General features: G+C 67.6%; 14 protein-coding genes and 1 pseudogene. 8 read left to right on the forward strand and 7 right to left on the reverse strand.

Annotation, left to right across the window (positions count from 1 at the left end):
- Together AC31A1_RS19820 and AC31A1_RS19825 are read right to left on the reverse strand one after the other, a co-directional pair.
- A pseudogene (locus AC31A1_RS19820) lies at nucleotides 1–304 on the reverse strand (xyloglucanase); the annotation flags it as partial.
- A 248-nt stretch (nucleotides 305–552) separates the two neighbouring features.
- Nucleotides 553–3,471 carry a glycoside hydrolase family 48 protein gene (locus AC31A1_RS19825; RefSeq protein ID WP_489654576.1) on the reverse strand — a complete coding sequence of 973 codons (2,919 nt, stop codon included), beginning with the start codon at nucleotides 3,469–3,471 and terminating at the stop codon, nucleotides 553–555.
- Between the two features lie 278 nt (nucleotides 3,472–3,749).
- Between AC31A1_RS19825 and AC31A1_RS19830 the strand changes: the two genes are divergently transcribed.
- The gene (locus tag AC31A1_RS19830; RefSeq protein WP_489654577.1) at nucleotides 3,750–5,231 is read left to right on the forward strand and encodes a cellulase family glycosylhydrolase; all 1,482 of its coding nucleotides are present in this window, start codon (nucleotides 3,750–3,752) and stop codon (nucleotides 5,229–5,231) included.
- Between the two features lie 65 nt (nucleotides 5,232–5,296).
- Complete coding sequence (locus AC31A1_RS19835) at nucleotides 5,297–7,012, forward strand: glycoside hydrolase family 6 protein (RefSeq protein WP_489654578.1); 1,716 nt, start codon at nucleotides 5,297–5,299, stop codon at nucleotides 7,010–7,012.
- A gap of 56 nt (nucleotides 7,013–7,068) precedes the next feature.
- Here AC31A1_RS19835 and AC31A1_RS19840 read toward each other — a convergent pair whose 3' ends face one another.
- Nucleotides 7,069–7,869, reverse strand: a complete 801-nt coding sequence (locus AC31A1_RS19840; protein WP_489654579.1) for a phytanoyl-CoA dioxygenase family protein — start codon at nucleotides 7,867–7,869, stop codon at nucleotides 7,069–7,071.
- Nucleotides 7,870–7,993: 124 nt separating this feature from the next.
- On the opposite strand from AC31A1_RS19840, the gene AC31A1_RS19845 reads away from it, so the two are divergent.
- Both AC31A1_RS19845 and AC31A1_RS19850 read left to right on the forward strand, forming a co-directional pair.
- Nucleotides 7,994–8,881, forward strand: a complete 888-nt coding sequence (locus AC31A1_RS19845; RefSeq protein WP_489654580.1) for a class I SAM-dependent methyltransferase — start codon at nucleotides 7,994–7,996, stop codon at nucleotides 8,879–8,881.
- Between the two features lie 145 nt (nucleotides 8,882–9,026).
- Complete coding sequence (locus AC31A1_RS19850; RefSeq protein WP_489654581.1) at nucleotides 9,027–9,731, forward strand: SDR family oxidoreductase; 705 nt, start codon at nucleotides 9,027–9,029, stop codon at nucleotides 9,729–9,731.
- Nucleotides 9,732–9,786: 55 nt separating this feature from the next.
- Here the strand turns inward: AC31A1_RS19850 and AC31A1_RS19855 are convergent, their stop codons facing one another.
- Nucleotides 9,787–10,479, reverse strand: a complete 693-nt coding sequence (locus AC31A1_RS19855) for a glycoside hydrolase family 75 protein (RefSeq protein WP_393757501.1) — start codon at nucleotides 10,477–10,479, stop codon at nucleotides 9,787–9,789.
- Between the two features lie 187 nt (nucleotides 10,480–10,666).
- A complete protein-coding gene (locus AC31A1_RS19860; protein WP_489654582.1) occupies nucleotides 10,667–11,503 on the reverse strand; it encodes an aldo/keto reductase in 837 nt (278 codons plus the stop codon).
- A 495-nt stretch (nucleotides 11,504–11,998) separates the two neighbouring features.
- On the opposite strand from AC31A1_RS19860, the gene AC31A1_RS19865 reads away from it, so the two are divergent.
- From AC31A1_RS19865 to AC31A1_RS19880, 4 genes are read left to right on the forward strand one after another with little or no spacing between them, the layout of a single operon-like run.
- Complete coding sequence (locus tag AC31A1_RS19865) at nucleotides 11,999–13,174, forward strand: glycoside hydrolase family 88/105 protein (protein WP_489654583.1); 1,176 nt, start codon at nucleotides 11,999–12,001, stop codon at nucleotides 13,172–13,174.
- A 4-nt stretch (nucleotides 13,175–13,178) separates the two neighbouring features.
- Nucleotides 13,179–13,967 (forward strand): Tat pathway signal sequence domain protein, encoded by a 789-nt coding sequence (locus AC31A1_RS19870; protein ID WP_489654584.1) that lies wholly within the window; start codon nucleotides 13,179–13,181, stop codon nucleotides 13,965–13,967.
- Between the two features lie 12 nt (nucleotides 13,968–13,979).
- Nucleotides 13,980–18,494, forward strand: coding sequence for a glycosyl hydrolase family 28 protein (locus AC31A1_RS19875; RefSeq protein WP_489654585.1), 4,515 nt, complete (start codon nucleotides 13,980–13,982; stop codon nucleotides 18,492–18,494).
- Nucleotides 18,491–20,554 carry a PQQ-dependent sugar dehydrogenase gene (locus AC31A1_RS19880; protein WP_489654586.1) on the forward strand — a complete coding sequence of 688 codons (2,064 nt, stop codon included), beginning with the start codon at nucleotides 18,491–18,493 and terminating at the stop codon, nucleotides 20,552–20,554. Before AC31A1_RS19875 ends, AC31A1_RS19880 begins: the two co-directional genes overlap by 4 nt.
- 12 nt (nucleotides 20,555–20,566) lie before the next feature.
- Here the strand turns inward: AC31A1_RS19880 and AC31A1_RS19885 are convergent, their stop codons facing one another.
- Complete coding sequence (locus tag AC31A1_RS19885; protein ID WP_489654587.1) at nucleotides 20,567–22,393, reverse strand: AMP-dependent synthetase/ligase; 1,827 nt, start codon at nucleotides 22,391–22,393, stop codon at nucleotides 20,567–20,569.
- A gap of 241 nt (nucleotides 22,394–22,634) precedes the next feature.
- Nucleotides 22,635–22,823 (reverse strand): hypothetical protein, encoded by a 189-nt coding sequence (locus tag AC31A1_RS19890; protein WP_489654588.1) that lies wholly within the window; start codon nucleotides 22,821–22,823, stop codon nucleotides 22,635–22,637.
- Between the last annotated feature and the right edge of the window lie 353 nt (nucleotides 22,824–23,176).

Raw genomic sequence — 23,176 nt, forward strand, 5'->3', positions numbered from 1 at the left:
CCCCGGTATGCCCCCACTCACCCCACCCGACCGAGTCCAGCAACGGCGTCCAGCTCTTCGTCGACTCCTGCCATCGATAGGCACCGCCGATGTCGGTACGGGCGTAGGCGAGGTTCTTCTCGCTCCGGTTGAAGACGATGCCGGGCACGAAGCCCCCACCGTCGATCCGGGCGTTGTGCCAGGTGTACGTGTCGGCGGCGAGCGCGACATTTGAGGGGCTGGGCGCCGCAAGGGCGGACGGACTGCCCACCAACAGACCGGCGGCGAGGGCCAGTACAGCTGTGAGGATTCGGGTTCTTCGCACGAGAGGTCCTCTCATGAAGAGGGGTTCAAGACACGAGCGCCGGGCGACCCCCAGTGCGGGTGGGGGCCGCCCGGCCCGGTGGGCCTCGTCGTCAGGTGACGAGACCACGCACGCGGAACTCCGAGGCACTCTCCGAGAGACGGGCATGTCCAACACCCCTGTTTTTAGGGGCGCGGGGAACTGCGCGACCAGCCACAACGGACCGGCACTGTTCCGAACCACCCAACCCGCGGAGCGCCTCGCGGGGACTATTCAAGAAGCTCCGCATACGACCCCATGGCCAAGGCGACATCCGCCTGAGCCCAGAACCGGTGATACGTGAAGACAGGCGCAGCCCCACCCGCCAGATAACTCTGGATCTTCGACCAGGCCGGATCGTTCTTGTAGAAGGACCGCAACGAGGCGAACGTGGAAGCGGAGTTGACCGCGTCCCCGTTCGGCATCGTCCCGCTCCACCCACTCGGCACATACACACTGTCGTCGAACCGGTTGTAGTCCGCGCGAGTCTCCGGAACGGCGACACCCAGGCTGTCCTGGTAGTTGCCCCACATCCCGTCGAGCAGCGCCTTCGCGGTCGTCTTCGCCGCCGCGGAACCGGACTTCGCGGCGTAGTACGTCAGCGTCTTGGCATACGCGGCGGCCACACCCACGTCATTGGTGTAGTCGGCCACGGTGACATGAAGTCCCGCATTGGCACCGGGACTTGACGCGTTCCACGTATCCGGCTGCCCCGACCACTGCAACGTCGAGGGAATCAGATACGTACCGTCCGGATTGATCGTGGTCTTGGACAACGCCCAGGCCACCCACTTGTCGAGAACCGCCTTCGCGCTCGCGTTCCCCGTCTGCTGGTAGTACTCGGCGACCCGCTCCATCGACCACGCCTGGAACCCGAACCACTGGTTGGACGGCGGGTCGTGATAGACGGGCTGCTGGTCGTAGTACATGCCGTAGAACGTCGACGTCCCGGCCGGCGGACTCGCGTACCGCCCCTGCCAACTGTTCGTCGCCCCACCGGCGATGGCCCCCTCGCTCGACTGCAGCCAACGGTAGAACTCCAGCTGCCGCGACAACGAGGTACCCCAATCCGCAGCACCCGTAGTGGACTTGGGCTTCAAGTCCGCGTACGAACTCAACGCATAGGCAGCCAACGGGTTTTGATAACCCCCGTGCACATGGCTGGACCCGATACGCCACGCCCACCCCGCACTGGTGTCATTGGCACCGCCCCACGCGTAGTACCAGGACAGCAGATAGTCCGAGGCATCCTTGCCGGTCCCGGCCGGGCAGGTGGACGGACCGACGCAGTTGCCGATTTTCTTGAAATACTTGTCGTACATGGCGTAGCGCAGATAGTCGCCCATCTTCGCCGCCTTGCCGACGGTCGTGGAGACGTCGGAGCCCTTGCCCTGCTCCTTCGCCCACACGTCGGCCCAGTACGCGGCCTGCACGGCCCGCGCGTCGGCGTCCGGCGCGTCGGTGTACTTCCACTGCTTGGCGTACGAGGAGTCACCGGTGAAGAGGTCCAAGTACCCGTTCGTGCCGCCGTACTTGAAGGCGTCACAGGTCGGCTGCGGCACCGTCTCCCACACCGACTCCTGCGCTCCGCGCTGGAAGGTGTTGATGTACGACGGCCCGCTCGCCGTCGGCCCCGCCTCGCACCCACCGCCCGGCGTGTCGCCGTAGCCGTAGGTGTTGTCGACGTCCTCCAGCCAGTGCATACCGTAGACATCGTCCGTACCGTATGCGGTCTTCAGTTCACCGGCGATCGGATCCGATCCCACCGGCACCGAGGTGTCGAGCTTCGCCGGATACTCGTTCGGGGTGTCCAGCTCGGGCGCGTACGTCGCCGGCTTCGAGGCGTTGTAGAACGAGTTGGTCGGCTGGTCGGCGTGGGTCGGGATCATGTACTTCTCCATGAGATCCCAGGCGCCGTTGAACTTCGACCAGTCGCCCGTCACCTTGCCGTACATCGCCTGTAGCCACAGCAGATAGCTGTACGCCTCCGACGTGGTCTCGTGGCCCTGGTCCGGCGCCTCGACGATCAGGGTCTCCACCGAGTGGTAGGGGATGCCCTGGGGCGAGAAGTAGCCGTTCGCCGGGTTGGTGATCTTGCCGTAGAGGTCCAGGAAGCGGGCGTCGTACGCGTTCGCCGCCGCCAGCTCCGTCACCGTGACCGTCGCCTTGGTGAACCCCGTCGCCGTCGAGTCGAAGGACGCCGAACCGGTGCCCGACGCGTCGGCCGTGAGGGTCACCGTCTGCGCGGTGTTCCAGTTCGACGGCGTGAAGGTGAGCGTCCCGCCGCCGGTGACCGACAGACCGGTGTTTCCGCCCGCCCGTGCCGTCGTGACCGTCACGTTCGATGACGGCTGCGTGGACAGCGACACCGCGTAGGTGCCCGACTTGCCCTGCTGAACGCCGAGTTGGGCCGGTGAGGCCACCACCGCGGGTCCCGACGCGACCGTGATGCCGACCGGAGTCGACTCCCCGGACGCGCCCAGGCTGTCGTAGGCCTTCGCCACCAGCGAATGACTGCCCACGGTCAACCCGGAGGCCGAAAGAGAGTACGGCGAGCTCGTGTCCGTGCCGAGCAGCGTGGTGTCGTCGTAGAACTCGACCTTGCTGATCGTCGCGTTGTCGGCCGCCGCCGCGGTCGCCGCGAGCGGGATCGCCGCCCCCTGCGTGTAGATCGCGCCCGCGCTCGGGCTGGTCAGCACCGTGATCGGCGGCTGGTGCGCGCCGGCGCAGGTGGTGCCGTTGACCGCGAACGAGGTGGGCGCGGTGTTGGTGCCGCTGTAGCTGAACTGCGCGCCGGTCGAGACAGCCGCGCCCGCGGCGATCGTCCCGTTGTACGACGCGTTCGTCACCGTGACCGCGCTGCCGGACTGGGACCAGGTGCCGTTCCAGCCGTTGCTGAGCTTCTGGTTGCCGGCGTAGGCATACGTCAGGGTCCAGCCGTTGATCGCGTCCGTACCCCGGTTGGTGAGGGTCAGATCCGCGGTGAAGCCGGAGCCCCAGTCGTTGGTCTTGTAGTCCACGCTGCACTGAACTGTCGCCGCCTGAGCGGGAGTTGTACCGGTCGCGAGCATCGACAACGGAAGCGCGAGGGCCGCCACGACAGCGGTCCAGAGCCTCCGCGTGATGCGGCGTCTCCTTCTGGGGTGCATGTGCTGGTTCCTCCTTGCGGCTCGGAGAAGGTGGGGGCGGAGCAGCAACAAGCCTTGAACCAGTGGGAGCGCTCCCATCGTGGGGACGGGGGTGGGAGCCGTCAAGATGCTTACGGAGTCGAAAAAATTCGACGGACGTGGGTTGAGGGAAAGTCAGCGAAAGTCTGTGACCCCCCTGTCCTTTACCGTCACTTGGCGCTACCTTCCTGGACACCAGTGGGAGCGAATCCGCCAGTCGACGCGTCCGTGCGACGCGTCCGAGCTGCAAGGACTCGCTCATGCGACACCCCCCGCGTTCAATGCTTTTAGCCGTGGCCGGCGCGACCGCCCTAGTTGGGGCCATGGTCGTTCCGGTGGTCACGGCGTCCGGCGCCACTCCCGCGTGCACGGTGGAGTACTCGGTCACCAGCCAGTGGGACACCGGATTCCAAGGTGCAGTGCAGATCACCAACAACATGGCACCGGTGAGCGGTTGGAGCCTCAGCTTCGACTTCGCCGGCGGCCAGAAGGTCACCCAGGGCTGGAACGCCAAGTGGTCCCAGTCCGGTGCGACGGTCACCGCCGCCAACGAGAGCTGGAACGGCTCGCTCGGCACCGGCGCGAGCGTCAGTGCCGGGTTCCTCGCCAACTGGTCGGGGAGCAACGCCGTACCGTCCGCGTTCAAGCTCAACGGCACGACCTGCAACGTCGATGCGGAGCCGACACCACCCACGTCGCCGCCTCCGACCTCACCGCCGCCCAGCGGCACCGCGCCCGCACTGCACGTCTCCGGGAACAAGCTCGTGGACGCCGACGGCACCAACCGCCGTCTGCTCGGCGTCAACCGGTCCGGCGGCGAGTTCATGTGCGTGCAGGGCTACGGCATCTGGGACGGCCCGGTGGACGACGCGGCCGTCGCGGCGATCGCCGACTGGAAGGCGAACGTGGTCCGCATTCCCCTCAACGAGGAGTGCTGGCTGGGCCTTTCGAACATCAAGCCCGAGTACGCGGGCGCCAACTACATCGCCGCCGTGAAGGACCTGGTGGCGAAGGTCGAGGCGCACGGCATGACGCCGATCGTCGAACTGCACTGGACCTACGGCCAGTACACCGGCAACTCGGCGGGCTGCTCCGACGTACACGCCACCTGCCAGAAGCCGATGCCGGACGCGCAGTACTCACCGTCGTTCTGGTCCTCGGTCGCCAGCACTTTCAAGGGTGACCAGGCTGTCGCGTTCGACCTGTTCAACGAGCCCTACCCGGACCGCGCGACGTCCACGACCACCCAGGCGTGGGAGTGCTGGCGCGACGGCGGCACCTGCCCCGGCATCGGGTACGAAGTCGCCGGTATGCAGGATCTCGTCGACTCCGTACGGTCCACCGGCGCCAAGAACGTGATCATGGCCGGCGGGCTCGCGTACTCGAACGACCTGAGCCAGTGGCTGACCTACAAGCCCACAGATCCGACCGGCAATCTCGTCGCCGCGTACCACGTGTACAACTTCAACACCTGCGCGACCGAGAGCTGCTGGAACTCCACACTCGCCCCCGTCGCGGCCCAAGTGCCGCTGGTGGCAGGGGAGATCGGCGAGAACACCTGCTCGCACGCCTTCGTCGACCAGGTCATGAAGTGGTTCGACGACCGCGGGCTCTCGTATCTCGGCTGGACCTGGAACACCTGGGACTGTTCCGCGGGTCCCTCACTGATCTCCGACTACGCCGGTACGCCCACCGCGTACGGCATCGGGCTGCGCGACCATCTGCGCGCCCTCAACGGATAGGCGCCCTCAGCCAGACCAACAGCACCCGCAACCAACTTCCTTCACAGACAAGGAAACCCGCACTCATGAGCCGTACCAGAACAGCGTTGCTCGCTGCCTTGGTGCTCGTCGCCGGGGCCTCGGGGACGGCGGTCGCCGTCACCCCCTCGGCGGACGTCGGCATCGCCGCGATCCCCTGCAGCGTCGACTACAAGGTGCAGAACCAGTGGGACACCGGCTTCACCGCCGCCGTCACGATCACCAACAACGGGGCGGCGAAGTCCAGTTGGGCCGCGAAGTGGTCGTACGCCGGTAACCAGAAGATCACCAGCGGCTGGAACGCGAAGATCAGCCAGAGCGGGACCGCCGTCACGGCGGCCAACGAGACCTACAACGGGAGCCTGGGGACCGGGAGTTCGGTCAGCTTCGGCTTCAACGCCTCCTACAGCGGCACCAACGCGCTCCCGACCACCTTCACCCTCGACGGCGTGACCTGCAACGTCGACGACGGCAGCGGTGGGGGAGGGGGCGGTGGCGGCACCGATCCCAGCGCGCGGGTCGACAACCCGTACGCGGGCGCCAAGGTGTACGTGAACCCGGAGTGGTCGGCGAAGGCCGCGGCCGAGACCGGCGGCAGCCGTATCTCCAGCCAGCCCACCGGCGTCTGGCTCGACCGTATCGCCGCCATCAACGGCGTCAACGGCGGGATGGGCCTGCGCGCGCACCTCGACGCGGCGCTCGCCCAGAAGGGCACCGGCGAAGAGGTCGTCCAGCTCGTCGTCTACGACCTCCCCGGGCGCGACTGCGCGGCCCTGGCCTCCAACGGTGAGCTCGGCCCGACCGAAATCGGCCGCTACGAGAGCGAGTTCATCGACCCGATCGCCGCGATCCTCGCCGACAGCAAGTACGCCTCGCTGCGGATCGTCACCACGATCGAGATCGACTCGCTGCCCAACCTCGTGACCAACACCGGCAGCAAGGCCACCGCCACCCCGCAGTGCGACACGATGCTCGCCAACGGCAACTACGTGAAGGGCGTCGGCTACGCGCTGAACAAGCTCGGCGCGATCCCCAACGTCTACAACTACATCGACGCCGGACACCACGGCTGGCTCGGCTGGGACGACAACTTCGCTCCCTCCGCGAACCTCTTCTACCAGGCCGCGAACGCCGAGGGCGCGACCGTGAACGACGTGGCCGGCTTCATCACCAACACGGCCAACTACAGCGCCCTGAAGGAGAACAACTTCACCATCAACGACAGCGTCAACGGCGTCTCCGTGCGCCAGTCCAAGTGGGTCGACTGGAACCGCTACGTGGACGAGCAGTCGTACGCCCAGGCGTTCCGCAACGAGTTGGTGTCCGTGGGCTTCAACTCCGGTATCGGCATGCTGATCGACACGTCGCGGAACGGCTGGGGCGGTTCGGCCCGGCCTAGCGGTCCTGGCGCAACCACCAGTGTGGACACGTATGTTGACGGCGGGCGCTACGACCGCCGGATCCAGGTAGGGAACTGGTGCAACCAGTCCGGTGCGGGTCTGGGCGAACGTCCGCAGGCCGCTCCCGCCACCGGGATCGACGCGTACGTGTGGATGAAGCCGCCGGGTGAGTCCGACGGGTCCAGCACGGCCATCGCGAACGACGAGGGCAAGGGCTTTGACCGGATGTGCGATCCGACGTACACGGGGAACGCCCGCAACGGCAACAACATGTCGGGTGCGCTGCCGAACGCTCCGTTGTCCGGGCACTGGTTCTCTGCTCAGTTCCAGCAGCTGATGGCGAATGCGTATCCGCCTCTGTAGGTCGGCTTTTTTGGCTGCCGGCCGGTGGGGGCTGGTCGCGCAGTTCCCCGCGCCCCTTAAGGGCGCGGGGGTTGGCCCTCGTTGGACAGGGCCAGGCGTATCGCGAACTCCACCACCGAATAGTCGCCGTTGGATCGGTCCAACTCGTACGGCACCGCCGGCATCAGTGGTGGCTGGCCCATGAAGCGGGGGCGGTCGCCGTGGTGGGGCTGGGCGGCGTGGACGAGGAAGGGGTGGCAGAGGTAGACGTCACCGGGCCGGCCGGTGGCGTACGCGAGGGGGCGCCCGGCGGATGCCTCGGCCACCTTCGGGCCGAGCGTGAGCGACGAGGCGCCCTTCTCGCCGTACGGTTCGAGGACGCGTGGGACGTCGAGGTGGGAGCCGACCCGGATGCGCGTCGGCGCGTTCTCCTCGGTGACCTCGGTGTAGAGCATCAGCATCAGCAGGGCCCGGCCGCGAGAGACCAGATTCGCGTACGGCCACTCGTGCTCCGCTCCCTCAGCCACATAGCTGCCCTCGATGTGCCAGCCGGCGTCGTCCGGCTCCGTCGCGTGCGGGAAGCGCAGCGGAAAACTGCCCACCGAGTACCGGGACTGCCACCGGCCGGCGCCCACCAGGAGGTCGAACGCCTCATGCAGAGCAGGGGAGTTGACCGAGGCGGCGAACGGTCCCTGGGCCATGTCGCTCACCCACACCACGGGGTCCTTCCACGTGCCGGGGTCCTCCGGGTCGTAACCCGTCTCCCGCCAGAGCAGCCGAGCGCAGTGCTCGGCGACCCGGGGTGGGAAGGCCCCCTCGATCTTCACGAACCCGTCTGCGAGGAAGCGTTCCACCATCACGTCGGCCGTGTCGTCCATACGGGCATGCTCGGCGACGGACGACCTGTTCCGCACCTCATTTTTTGCCGCTTCGGCAACGGAACTGGCCGCCGGACGGTGCGTCGGCGCAGGCTGGCGGCACGCGGACGAGAGGGTGACCACCATGGCGCACGAGCACAACGAGAAGCACGCACACCACCACGACCACACCGACATCGACTGGGCCGTCATGGGCCCCCTGCTGGAGACCCAGGCGGAGCTGTTCTCGCCCTTGTACGAGCGGGCGATGGCGTGGCTTGCGAAGGAGCGGACCGATCCGGGGCTGATCGTCGACGTGGGCAGCGGGCCCGGTGTGGTCGCGTGTCTGTTCGCGGAGACGTTCCCGGGTGCCCGGGTCGTCGCGGTGGACTTCTCCGAACCGCTCCTGGAACGGGCCCGCGCCCGCGCCGACCGGCAGGGCTTCGGCGATCGTTTCAGCACGCTGACCGGTGAACTGCCCGAGGTCCTGGGGCAGTTGGAGTACCCCGCCGACCTCATGTGGGCCGGCCGCAGTCTGCATCACCTCGGTGACCAGCGGGCCGGTCTCGCCGCGTTCGCGGAGCGGCTCGCGCCCGGCGGCACCCTCGCGATCATGGAGGGCGGCCTGCCCTCCCGGTTCCTGCCCCGCGACTTCGGCATCGGCCGCCCGGGACTGGAGGCGCGGATCGACGCGATCGAGGCCGAGTGGTTCGCCCAGATGCGGGCCGACCTCCCCGGAGCCGTCACCGAGACCGAGGACTGGCCCGCCCTGCTGACCTCGGCCGGCCTGAAGCACACCGGCAGCCGCAGCTTCCTCCTCGACCTGCCCGCCCCGGCCCCCGACCGCGTCCGCGCCTACGCCGCGACCTGGCTGACCCGGGTGCGGGACACCTACGGCGAGGCGATGGACGCCGATGACCGGGCCGCCCTCGACCGGCTCGTCGACCCGCAGGACCCGGCGAGTGTGCATCAGCGCGCCGACGTGTTCGTGCTCGCCGCGCACACCGTGCACACGGCGGTGCGGGCCGGCTGAGACGGCCTGTGAGCTCGACCGGTCGAAGTGATCTCGACGGGTCGGAAGGCCCGTGATCTCGACGGCTTGACTTCGAGCCTGCTCAAGGTGATGAACTGCCCCTCCGACTGCGCGGAGTTCACCGACCCACGGGGGGACCACGACCATGAACGACAACTCTCACGTCGCGCTCATAACCGGCGGCGGCAGCGGGATCGGCGCCGCCGTCGCCCGTCAACTCCTCGGCGCCGGAGGCCGGGTGGCCGTCACCGGCCGCAGCGAGCAGCGCCTGTACGACTTCGCCGCCCAACTGGGCAACCCCGAGGGCCTGTTGACGATCCCCGGCAGTGCCGCCGAGTACGACGAGGTGCAGGCCGCCGTCGAGACGACGCTCAAACAGTTCGGTCGGCTCGACGCGGTGGTTGCCAACGCCGGTGTCGCCACGCACGATTCGGTCGCCGAGGGCGACCCGGCCGGGTGGACCGAGATGGTGCTGACCAACGTCCTCGGTCCCGCCCTGCTGATCCGGGCGTCCGTCGACGCGCTGAAGCAGACGCACGGCAGGATCGTGCTGATCGGCAGCGTCGCCGGGTTCGTGCACACCCCCGGCAACATCTACGGCGCGACCAAGTGGGCGATGACCGGTCTCGCCGAGAACACCCGGCGCGAGGTCACGGAGTTCGGCATCGGGGTGACCCTGGTCGCCCCGGGCCGCGTGGAGACCCCGTTCTGGGACGGCAACGGCAGCCTGCCGCCCGGCCATCTCCTCACCGCCGACCAGATCGCCGACACGATCCTCTGGGCGATCCGCCAGCCCGCCGGCGTCGACATCAACACCGTCGTCGTACGACCGATCGGGCAGCCCAACTGACAGACGTATGGGGCTCGTTGCCGCTGGGGAAACGGCAACGACCCCCATACGTACGTCAGTTGTTCGCCAGGAACTGCTTCGCCAGCTGGTCGCCCAGGGAGACCGCCGCGCTGTGGCTCTCGATGGGGGAGACCGTCGAGTTCTTGAACAGGATGTACGTCACGCCGGAGTCGGCGCCGCCGGTCGCCGGGTCGGGGTCGATGCCGAGGGCCTTGGCCGTGGCGTACGAGGCCTCGCCGATGATGTTCGTGGGGCCGGTGTCGCCGACGACCGCGTACTCGACCTTGTTGTTGTAGACGACGGCGACCACGCCGCCGCCCTTGATGCCGTAGCTGGAGTACTTCCAGATGCTGCTGGAGCTGGGCACCACGATGTACGGCAGTGAATCCGCCTTCAGGGGCTGGCCGTTGGACTGGTGGAACGCCGTGTCGTCCTGGTACCAGGGGTCGGCGTTCTCGTTGCAGTTGGAGGTGCGCTGGCCGTCGCAGTCGATGTCCATGTCGGCCTTCCAGAACACGGCGCCGTTCTTGCCGCAGACCGGGATGGTGGCCGACGTCTCGTCGTCCGTGCGGTACTTGCCGTTCGATATCTGCGAGCAGGACGTCACCTTGGAGAGCAGGTCGGCCGCGCTGACCGAGCCCTCCTGAGCCGACTTGGGAGTGGCGCCGGAAGCACTCGCGGGGAGCACTCCGGCGGCGAGCAGGGCGGCACCTGAGGCCGCGGCGAGGGTCAGTGTTCGCATGCGCACTGTGGGGGACCCTTCTGTTAGGAAAGTTTCCTTACCAGGTGCGCAACAAGGTGGACCCGTCCGCATGCTCGCGTCAAGACCCTGGTACGAACCAAGTGGGCCGGCGACACGGAAAAACGATGCGCCCCGGAGCCGGCAGGCTCCGGGGCGCTCGCACTACCTGGGGTTCAGCCCGTGTGCCTTGATTTCAGGCCGCGTTGAACGTCGACGGGTCGAGACCCAGCCGTCGGTCCTCGTTCAGCGCGCTGATGGCCGCGAGGTCCTCGGTGTCCAGGCTGAAGTCGAAGACCTCGATGTTCTCCTTGATCCGCGACGGCGTCACGGACTTGGGGATCACCACGTTGCCGAGCTGGATGTGCCAGCGCAGGACGACCTGGGCCGGGGTGCGGCCGTGCTTCTGGGCGATGGCGACGATCGCCGGGACCTCCAGGAGGCCCTTGCCCGAGCCGAGCGGCGACCAGGCCTCGGTCGCGATGCCCTGCTCCGCGTGGTACTCACGCGCCGCGCGCTGCTGCAGCTGCGGGTGCAGCTCGATCTGGTCGACCGCCGGGATGACGGACGTCTCGGCGATCAGCCGGGCCAGGTGGTCCGGTTCGAAGTTGGAGACGCCGATGGCGCGCACGCGGCCGTCCGCGTACAGCTTCTCGAACGCCTTGTAGCTGTCGAGGTACTTGTCCCGGGCCGGGGTCGGCCAGTGGATCAGATACAGATCCAGGTACTCCAGGCCGAGCTTCTCCAGCGAGACGTCGAAGGCGCGCAGCGTGGCGTCGTATCCCTGGTCGCTGTTCCAGAGCTTGGTGGTGACGAAGAGGTCCTCGCGCGGGACGCCGGACGCGGCGATGGCCCTTCCGGTGCCCTCTTCGTTGCCGTAGATCGCGGCTGTGTCGATGCTGCGGTACCCGGCCTCCAGCGCTGTGGCCACCGCCCGCTCCGCCTCGTCGTCCGGCACCTGCCAGACACCGAAGCCCAGCTGGGGCATCTCGACACCGTTGTTGAGGATGATCGGGGGGACCTTGCTGCTCACGAGCTCTCGATCCTTCAGTCGTCGGGTGGTACTCATATCGTCAACGATCACGGGCCGTGCCGCATTCCTGACCGCGAAATCCGTCCGGACCCGTCGGCGAGTCGGTGCCGTCCGCTGAAGATTGGCGAGAAATGCATCCGACCTTTTTCGGTCCGGACCATTGACCGCGGACCGTCGTGCCGCAACCCTGAAACACGCCGCCGGACGCGTCCGTGAACGCGATACGTACATGTGAACGCTGGCGCCTGTTGTGACTCCGAGAACACCCATTCCTCAGGAGAGCAGGTATGCGCACCCGACCAGAGCGCTGCCCGGGATTCCGTAGGCGGTGCATCGTATGCCAGAAACATCGGATGAAAAGGTGTGGTGAAGGCCTCGTCGCCCATGGGTGCGCACGGCATGCGGACCTGCGGCGGCGAGCGGGTGCCTCTTCGCCCGTACCAACTGATCAGTCGGTCAATAGCGCCAGGTCAACAGCCCACGAAAGGGAGGAACATGAGACGTCGACGCCTGCGAACGGCCCTGACCGCGGCAGCCCTCGCCACCGCCACCCTGACCGCGGCGGCCCCGCCGCTCGAAACGGTGGCGGCGGCGAGCCGCCCGGCCGCAGCGCCCGACTGGTCCGCGGCCGTGGTCGACTCCACCACGGCCCGCTACACACCGAGCACCATCGGCGGCTGGTCGTACCCGGTCGGCCTCTACCTCTACGGCCAGTACCTCACCTACAAGCGGACCCACGACGCCCGCTACCTGACCTACATCAAGAGCTACGTCGACCGTTTCGTGAAGAGCGACGGCTCGATCGGCCAGTCCTTCGACAGCCTCGACAGCATGCAGGCCGGCCGCCTCCTGGTGATCCTGCACCACGAGACCGGCCAGGACCGTTACCGCAAGGCCGCCAAGAAGATCCGCGACCGCCTCGACACCTACCCGCGCACGGGCGACGGCGGCTTCTGGCACGCCGACAGCAGCAGCCGCGCCCATCAACTCTGGGCGGACGGCGTCTACATGGTGAACCCGTTCCTCGTCGAGTACGGCAAGGAGTTCGGCGACAGTGCCTACACGAACGACGAGGCGTCCCAGCAGTTGTACGTCTACGGCAGTCATCTCCAGGTCGCGAACGGCCTGTTGAAGCACGCCTACGACGAGTCGCGCACCGCGAGCTGGGCCGATCCGGCGACCGGACTCGCGCCGGAACACTGGTGCCGCGCGGTCGGCTGGTACGCGATGGCCATCACGAACGTCCTCGACGCACTCCCCGCCGACCATCCGCGACGGCCCCAACTCCTCGGCATCCTGCGCCGGTTGGCGGCCGGACTGGAGAAGTACCAGGACCCGGCGACCGGCCGCTGGTTCCAGGTCGTGGACAAGGGCGCCCGCAGCGACAACTGGACCGAGACGTCCTGCTCCAGCATGTTCACCTACGCCCTCTCGCGCGGCGCCCAACAGGGCTACCTGGACCGGCACTACGCCGACGTCGCCCGGCGCGGCTACGAGGGCGTCCTCGCGAAACTCTCGGTCGGCGCCGACGGCCGCACCGACCTCACGGACATCTCCATCGGCACCAACGTCGGCGACTACGCGTACTACGTCGCCCGCACCCGGGCCGTGAACGACTTCCACGGACTGGGCGCCTTCCTGATCATGAACGAACAACTGCGAGGTGATTAATGTCATGAGCACGTCTAGAAGGGCTCTTCTGGGGGCCGCCGTGAGCGGAGCGGCCGGTGCCGCGGTGGGCCTCCCGGCCGCCGCCCCCGCGCACGCCGCCTCCTGGCAGCAGAAGTGGGCGCCGACCGCGACCGGCGACGGCCTCGGCGCCTTCGAGACCGTCGAGGACGACCGCGCCGACTCGCACCCGGCCGGGCACCCGCACATCTACGCCACCGGAGACAACTGGCGCTTCACGATGCATACGGTCGACCGCGACACGTCGACCGACCGGCAGCGCCAGGAGGTCACCGGTCTGCGCACCAGCGGCAGCGGCTACCTCAGGTGGACCCAGGGGCAGACCTGGCGGATCACGTACTCGATGTACATCCCCAGCTCCCTGAAGGCGACCACGACCTTCACCCACATCATGCAGATGAAGCAGCCCGGCAACGGCACCTCGCCGATCGTCGTGCAGTCACTGCGCCGGGTGAACGGCGTGCAGACCATCGAGCTGACCCTGCCGATCGCCGGTGTCCTGGTCGGCCGTGCCGACCTCGATCCGCTGCACGACCGGTGGACCGACGTCGACTTCCAGATCAAGGTCGGTGACGGCACGGCCGGTTCGGTCCGCTGGATCCTCAAGTCCGGTTCCACGACCGTGATCGACAAGTCGAGGACCGGCGTCGACACCTTCCTGGCCGACCGGGTGCGCCCCAAGTGGGGCATCTACCGCTCCCTCGGCGACACCTCCGGGTCCTTGCAGGACACCTACCTCCTGCTCACCGATCTCCGCGGCTACCAGCTCGTGTGAGGAGCACGCTCCATGAAACCCCCCATGAAATCGCCCATGTACCACCGCAGTTGGGCGGCGAGCGTGTTCTTCGCGTTCGCCGTCGTCCTCGGCCTCGCCCACCCCTCGGCCCTCGCGGCGGCACATCCCGCACCGCATGCGCCGCACGCCGTCGTGTACGACGTCCGCGACTACGGCGCCAAGGGCGACGGCTCCGCCAACGACACCCCGGCCGTCAACAAGGCCATCACGGCGGCCAATTCGGCCGGCGGCGGCACGGTCCGCTTCCCCGTCGGCACCTACAAGTCCAAGAACACCATCCACATGAAGAGCGACGTGACGCTCCAGGTGGACTCCGGCGCAACGATCCAGGGCTCGTCGGCGGACACGTACGACGCGGCCGAGCCCAATCCGTACGACCAGTACCAGGACTACGGGCACAGCCACTTCCACGACGCGATGATCTACGGCGACCGGCTCACGAACATCGGCTTCGTCGGCGGCGGGGTCATCGACGGGCTCGGCAACCTGATCACCGGCAACCCCAAGTCGGGCCAGGCCGACAAGATCCTGTCACTGACGCGCTGCGACGGGCTCCACATCGGCGACGGGCTCACCCTGCGCCGGGGCGGCCACTTCGCCGCGCTCGTCAACGGCTGCGAGAACGTCACCTCGGACCACCTGACCATCGACACCGCGAGCGACCGCGACGGATGGAACATCATCTCCACGACGAACGTCACCGTCACCGACGCCAGCATCAAGGCGAAAGACGACGCACTCGTCTTCAAGAGCGACTACGCGCTCGGCGCCAAACTCCCCAACGGCCATGTGCGGGTGAGCGATTCATATCTGTCGGCCAAGTGCTGCAACGCCCTCATGTTCGGCTCCGAGACCTGCGGCGACTTCTCGGACTACCGGTTCGAGAAGATCCGGATCGAGGGCGCCGACAAGTCCGGCCTCGGCCTGGTCTCCATGGACGGCGCGAAGATCTCCGACGTCCACTACCGCGACATCACCATGACCGGCGTCCACTCGCCGATCATGGAGAAGATCGGCACCCGCAAACGCTGCGGCAACAGTCCGGGTGTCGGCTCGATCAGCGATGTCACCTACGACAACATCACGGCCACCGGCAACAGCCCCTCGTTCAGCCCGACTCTGTGGGGCGAGACCGGTCACCGGATCAACGGGATCACGTTCACGAACGTCGACATCACCGTCCCCGGCGGCAACGGCACGATGTCCACCGGCGTGCCGAGCAACGACCCCAAGGACTACAACCCGAAGGCCATCGGCACCCGGCCGGCCTACGGCTGGTATCTCCACAACGCCGACAACGTCCAATTCACCGACAGCTCGGTGAAGTTCGCCGCGAACGACGGTCGGCCCGCGGTCGTCGCCAACGCGGCGAGCGACATCCGGTTCACGGGCTTCACCGCCCAGCGCGGCACCAACTCGCCGTACGACATGGGCTTCCAGGACGTCGACGGCTACTGCGTGAGCGGCGGCGGCGCGCCACGGGTGTCGAGCACGGGGTCGACGGAGAACTGCGGCACCACGGCCGCCCGGCCCCTCGACCTGGAGAACCCTCGCCAGGACTTCCTCCGTCACTCCGTCGGCGGCCTCTTCCTGCACTGGGGTCTGCGCACCGCGCCCGCCCACACCAGTTGCACCGGCTGGGAGAGCGATGTCACGAACGGCGGCTGGACCCCCGACTACTGGGTGAACGAGGCCCGGAAACTGCATACGCAATACCTCGTACTGGCTACATTCCACAGTCGCCTCGGCTACGCCCGCCCCTGGCCCTCGAAGATCCCCGGATCCTGCTCCACCAAACGGGACTTCCTCGGTGAACTGATCACCGCGGCGAAGGCCAAGGGCATGAAGGTCGTCCTCTACATGACCGACGACCCGCAGTGGCACGACGAGGGCGGCCACGAGTGGCTCGACTCGGCGGCCTACTCCGCCTACAAGGGCGAGAACGTCGACCTGACCACCCGGGACGGCTTCGGGCAGTTCAGCTACGACAACTTCTTCGAGGTCATGGACCGTTATCCCGACCTCGGCGGCTTCTGGATCGACAACGACAACGCGTACTGGGAGAGCCACGACCTGTACCGGCAGATCTACCAGAAGCGCCCCAACTACACGCTCAGCAACAACAACGAAGACACGCCGATCATGGACATGATCAGCAACGAGCAGAAGACGGGAATGTCGCCCGCATACGATTACCCGCAGGCTGTATACACCGCACAACCCCGCCTGACGGAAGCCGACTTCAAGCTCCCGTCGACCGGTGCCTGGTGGTACGACGGCTCCGACCCGTCCGTCGACCGAGCCCTCACCCTCGGCCGCCTCGTCACCAACGCAGGCTCCTCGGTGAAGGCGCTGATGGCGGAGACCGCCCAGGTCAACGGCAAGTTCCCGGCCAACCAGGCCGCCTTCAACAACTTCGCGAACTCCTACCTCGACCCGATCTGGGAATCCCTGCACGGCACCGAGGGCGGCGGCTACATGTACGGCGGCCTCAAACCCGGCTTCTGGAACGACGGCGCCCACGGCGTCACCACGATCAGCCGGACCGACCCGAACCTCCAGTACGTCCACGTCCTGACCCCGCCCAGTACCAGCACCCTGCGCATCCGCGACAACGGCTACCGCATCGCCTCCGTCACCAACCTCCGTACCGGCGCGGCGATTTCATGGTCCCAGTCCGGCGGCGTGCTCACGCTCAGCGGTCTCGGCGGCTGGGACCCGTACGACACCGTCTTCAAGGTCACGACCGCCGGCCGCCAGGGCATCCTGTCCGGCGTCACCGTGAGCGCGAGCGCCTCGGCGAGCGGGCACACGGGTTCGGCCGCGGGGGACGGGAGTTACCTCACGTACTGGGACAACGGCAAGACCCTGCCGGTCAACCTCACCTTCGACCTGGGCAGTTCGAAGAGGACGCAGTACATCGGCCTCAACCAGCGCGAGGACTCCGTGGCCTACGCCCGCTCCGACACCGAACAGTCGGCGCGGATCAAGGACTACAAGGTGTTCCTGAGCAACGACGGCACGAACTGGGGGAGCGCCGTCAAGACCGGGCAGCTCCCAAGTCGCCGCGGAATCCAGGGCATTGACCTCACCGCGGCCAACGCCCGCTACGTCCGCCTCGAAGTCGACTCCACCTGGGCCGCCGCCACCGACACCACCCGCTACCAGCGGCTGCGGATCGACGAGGCCTGGATCGGCACCTCCTACGCGACCCCCGCGACCCTCACCCCCATGTCCGACAACGGCCAGTCCCTGCGCCCCGCCATGGGCTGGAGCAGCTGGAGCTATGTCCGCCGCACGCCCACCGAGTCCAAGATCAAGGCCCAGGCCGACGCCCTGGTGTCGAGCGGCCTCAAGAACCACGGCTTCGTGTACGTCAACCTCGACGACTTCTGGCAGAAGTGCGACGCAGGCGGCTTCACCGTCGACTCCTACGGCCGCTGGGCCGTCGACACGGCCAAGTTCCCGTCCGGAATTAAGGCGTTGGCCGACTACATCCACTCCCAGGGACTGAAGTTCGGCTTCTACGTCACCCCGGGCATCGCCAAGAACGCGGTCACCGCGAACACCCCGATCGAGGGCACGCCGTACCACGCCAAGGACATCGCGGACACGACCAGGACCGAGAAGAACTACAACTGCAAGAACATGTACTACGTCGACTACGGGAAGCCCGGCGCGCAGGAGTTCGTGAACTCGTGGGCGAAGCAGCTCGCCTCCTGGGGCGTCGACTACCTGAAGATCGACGGCGTGGGCAGTGCCGACATCCCGGACGTCCAGGCCTGGGACAAGGCGCTGCGGGCAAGCGGACGATCCATCAACTTCGCGCTGTCCAACAACCTTCCGATCGCCGATGCCGCCACCTGGCGTTCGCTGGCGAACAGTTGGCGCACTCAGGGCGACGTCGAGTGCTACTGCGGTCCGGGCGCCAACGGCAGCGGCTACCCGCTCACCGACTGGTCGCACGTCTCCGCGCGCTTCAACACCGCCGCCTCCTGGCAGCCGTACGCCGGTCCGGGTGGCTGGAACGACCTGGACTCCCTGGAGGTCGGCAACGGCGACCAGGTGGGCCTGACGGCCGACCAGCGGCGCTCGCACTTCACCCTGTGGGCGATGGCGGGCTCGCCCCTGCTGCTCGGCACCGACCTCACCCACCTCGACACCGTCGACAAGGCGATGCTCACCAACGACCGCCTCATCGGCGTCGACCAGGACGGCGTCGCCGCGAAACGCGTGGTGAACAGCGGCGTGAAGCAGGTCTGGAGCAAACGCGAGAGCGACGGCGCCTACGTGGTAGCCCTGTTCAACACCGGTACGTCCGGCAGCGCGACGGTCTCCGTGAACTGGTCGCAGGTCGGCTTCACCGGCTCCGGCGACGTCACCGACCTCTGGTCCGGCTCCCACAAGGGCACCATCGCGGACTCGTACAGCGCGACGCTACGGCCGGGCGAGACCCGCCTGCTCCGTGTGAACCCGGTCGACAGCACCCTGAGGGGGCACTCATGACACGCGACAGAACACCGGCGCGGGGCACGCGAGGCCTCTCGCCGATCCTCTCCCTCGCCCTCACTCTGGCGCTCGCAGTGCCGCTCGCAGGTCTCACCGGCACTGCCGCGCACGCGGCGACCACCGACTACCAGGCCGAGGACGCCACCGTCGTCCAGGGCACCGTGGCCACCAACCACACCGGTTACACGGGCTCCGGCTTCGTCGACTACACCAACGTCACTGGTTCGTATGTGGAGTTCACGGTGAGCGCCGCCGCCGGCACCGCGTCGGTCGCGCTGCGCTACGCCAACGGCACCGCCACCGACCGCCCGTTGGACATCTCCGTCAACGGCACGGTCGTAGCGGCTGCCGTCTCCTTCCCCGCCACCGCCGACTGGAACACCTGGGCGACGAAGACCGTGAACGTCCCGCTGGCCGCCGGCACCGACAAGATCCGGGCCACCGCGACCACCGCGAACGGCGGCCCCAACCTCGACCGCATCAGCGTCGGCACCGCGACCGACGCACAGGCCCCGACCCGTCCCGGCCGGCCGAGTTGCTCGGACATCGGCGAGGACGGCCTGACGCTGGCCTGGGGCGCCTCGACCGACAACGTGGGTGTCACGGCGTACGACCTCTACGAGCACGGCAACAAGATCGGTGAGGCGCCCGGGAGTTCGACCAGCAAGGCTCTCACCGGGCTCGCGCCGAACACCACCTACGACCTCACCGTCATCGCCCGGGACGCGGCCGGCAACACCTCGCCCGCCAGCCCAGTCGTCGACTGCACGACGAAACCCAGCTCCGACACCACCCCGCCGACCAAGCCCGGTACTTTGTCCGCGGTCGACAGCACATCGAATACGGTCGACCTCACCTGGGGCGCGTCCACCGACGACCGATCGGTTGTCGCATACGACATCCGCAGCGGGGACACCGTCTACAAGACGGTCACCACCGGCACCTCGACCACCCTCACCGGACTCGCCTGCGACAGCCCGTACACGCTGAACATCGTGGCGCGCGACGCGGCCGGCAACCTCTCAGAGCAGAGCAACACCGTCACCTTCACCACGAAGGCCTGCGCCACCGACGGCGGCGTCCCGTCCTCCATCGCCACGCTCTCCACCGGCTGGACCATCCCCTGGGGCACCTACTGGATGCCCGACGGCCAGAGCGCTCTCGTCACCGAACGGGACGACTTCCGGGTCTGGAAGACGGCCAAGGACGGCACCCGGACCCAGGTCGGGACCGTGCCCAACGTGGTCACCACCAACGGCGAGGGCGGCCTCCTCGGCGTCGCCGTCGACCCGAAGTGGGCCACCAACCACTACGTGTACTTCATGCACACCGCGTCCGAGGGCAACCGCGTCGTCCGCATGACGTACAACGGCACCACCCTCACCGGCTACACGGTCCTCCTCCAGGGCATCAAGAAGAACCGCTACCACAATGGCGGACGCCTCGCCTTCGGACCCGACGGCTACCTCTACGTCTCCACCGGCGAGGCCCAGACACCCGACCTCGCCCAGGACAGGACATCCCTCAACGGCAAGATCCTGCGCATGACGACAGACGGCACGCCGGCCCCCGGCAACCCGTTCGGCAACTACGTCTACTCGTACGGCCACCGCAACCCGCAGGGTCTCGCCTTCGACCGCAACGGCCGTCTGTGGGAAGCGGAGTTCGGCAACAGCTCCAAGGACGAACTCAACCTCATCAAGCCGGGCGCCAATTACGGCTGGCCCACCTGCGAAGGAAGTTGCAGCGTTGCCGGGATGACCAACCCCAAGGCCACCTGGAACGTCGACGAGGCCTCGCCCAGCGGGATCGCGATCGTCCGCAACGTCGTCTACATGGCGTCCCTGCGCGGCGAACGCCTGTGGCGCGTCCCCATCAACGGCGACAACGAGAGCGTCGGCACCCCGACGGCGTACTACGTCGGAACGTATGGCCGCCTGCGCACGGTCACCAAGGTCCCCGGCGCCGACCAGCTGTGGCTGTCGACCACCAACTGCGACAACAACGGCAACCAGCCGGACGGCTCCGACAAGATCTTCCGTGTGAACATCGGCTAGGGCAGCGGGAGTTCAGGCCCGGTACAGCGCCTCGACCTCGTTGGAGTACGTGTTCTCGATGGCCTTGCGCTTCAGCTTCAGGGACGGGGTCAGCAGACCGTGTTCCTCGGTGAACGGCTGGGCCAGTATCCGGAAGGTGCGGATCGACTCGGCCTGCGAGACCAGGGTGTTGGCGGCGACCACCGCGCGCCGCACCTCGGTCTCCAGGTCGGTGTCCCGCACCAGCTCGGCCGGGGACATCCGCGGCTTGCCGCGCATGGTGAGCCAGTGCTCGACGGCCTCGTGATCGAGGGTGACGAGGGCGGCGATGTAGGGGCGGTCGTTGCCGACGACGATGCACTGCGAGACCAGCGGATGGTCCCGCACCCGCTCCTCCAACAGCCCGGGCGCGACGCTCTTGCCGCCGGAGGTCACCAGGATCTCCTTCTTGCGCCCGGTGATCGTGAGATAGCCGTCCTCGTCGAGGGAGCCCAGGTCACCGGTGGCGAGCCAGCCGTCGTGCAGGGTCTCGTCGGTGGCCTTCTGGTTGTTGAGGTAGCCCTGGAAGATGTTGGGTCCGTTCAGCCAGATCTCGCCGTCGTCCGCGATGTGCACGGTGACCCCGGGGATGGCTTGGCCGACCGTGCCGTAGCGGGTGCGGTCGGGCGGGTTGGCGGTCGCGGCGGCCGTCGACTCGGTGAGGCCGTAGCCCTCGTAGATCTGGACGCCCGCGCCCGCGAAGAACAGTCCGAGGCGGCGGTCCATGGCCGACCCGCCGGACATGGCGTTGCGGATCCGGCCGCCCATGGCGGCCCGCACCTTGGAGTAGACGAGTTTGTCGAAGAGCTGGTGCTGCATGCGCAGGCTCGCGGACGGGCCGGGTCCGGTGCCCCACGCCTTCGCCTCGACGGCGTCGGCGTATTTCACCGCGATCTCGACGGCCTTCTCGAACGGCCCGGCCTTGCCGTCCTTCTCGGCCTTGCGTCTGGCCGCGTTGAAGACCTTCTCGAAGATGTACGGCACGGCGAGGATGAACGTCGGCTTGAACGCGACCAGGTCGGGCAGCAGGGCGGCCGCGTTCAGCTGCGGCTGGTGGCCGAAGCGGACCCCGCCGCGGATCGCCGCGACCTCCACCATCCGCCCGAAGACGTGCGCCAGCGGCAGGAACAACAAGGTCGCCACCTCGTCGCCCTTCTTCGAGTGGAAGACGGACTCCCAGGAGTCGATGACCGTGTCCGCCTCGTACATGAAGTTGCCGTGCGAGATGACACAGCCCTTGGGTCTGCCCGTGGTGCCCGAGGTGTAGATGATCGTCGCGGTCGAGTCCGGGGTGACGGCCTGGCGGTGCCGGTGCACCACCTCGTCCTCGATGTGCGCGCCGGCGTCGTACAACGCCTGCACGGCGCCCGTGTCGAGCTGCCACAGCTGGTGCAGCGCGGGGAGGCGGTCGATGACGGTGGCGATGGTCATCGCGTGGTCCTCGTGCTCGACCATCGCCGCCGAGACCTGCGCGTCGTGCAGCATCCAGAAGCACTGCTCGGCCGACGACGTGGGGTAGATCGGCACCACCTGGGCGCCGATCGTCCACAGCGCGAAGTCGAACAACGTCCACTCGTAGCGGGTACGGGACATGATCGCGACCCGGTCGCCGAAGCGGACGCCCTGCGCGAGCAGGCCCTTGGCGAGGGCGAGGACCTCGTCGCGGAACTCGGCGGCGGTCACGTCCCGCCACTCGTCCTGCTCGTCCTTGCGGCCCAGGGAGACGTGGAGGGGGTCGTCCTGGGCACGCTCGAAGACGACGTCGGCCAGACCGCCCACCGGCGGTGCCAACGCCAACGGAGGGTTGTTGTACTCGCGCAAACCCCGCTCCCCGCTCCTGTTGGCACTCCCCTACAGCGCCGTGAAAGCTACCCCACCGGGCGGAAGGGCGGGAGGGGGTGGGAAATGGAGCGGTGTTCATGTCCGCACTGGTCAGCGGCGGAAAATGCCCTCACAAGGGGAAGGGTCGGACAGAAATCCTTACGGTTCCGTAGGTTTCGGGCCCGTAATCTCCACTGAATCTGTACGACCCGATTACCCCTGGCGTCCCGGTGGCAGGACGTCACCGGTGCGAGGTCTTCTCCTCCCCGGTCAGCGTCTGCGCGACGGATTCCGTCACTTCCGCCGTCCCGACGCAGCCGGCCGTCCCGAGCGCCGAGTCGAGCTCCGACGCGAACGCGGCCCGCGATGCGTGCTCCGGGAACGTCCCGCGCAGGGTCAGACAGCTGACGTATCGGACGCTTCTCCTCAACTCGCCCTCCCTCGAAGTAAGTTCAAGATAAATCATGCGCAAAACCAAGCACCCGGAGATGGGAATCACAGTGTTCGGCGATCGACTGTGGCTCGTCCAAACCGATGCCGCAGGGATTTCCCGAAAGATCTTTTGGAAATAGTCTTCGGAAATCCTTCCGGTGAGCCCTCTGAAGGGAATGTCGAATTGAAGACCAAAAACGCTCACCGCAGGTCGCTGGGACGTCACCGGAAGGTGGTCATGGCCTTAGCGGCGGCGACGACCCTCCTCGGTGGCGCGATGTACGCCAACGCGAACGCCGCATCCGTCACGCCCGACCCGTCCACCAGCGCGTCCCCGACCACCCCCGGATC

Source organism: Streptomyces sp. P5F9 (assembly GCF_057961495.1).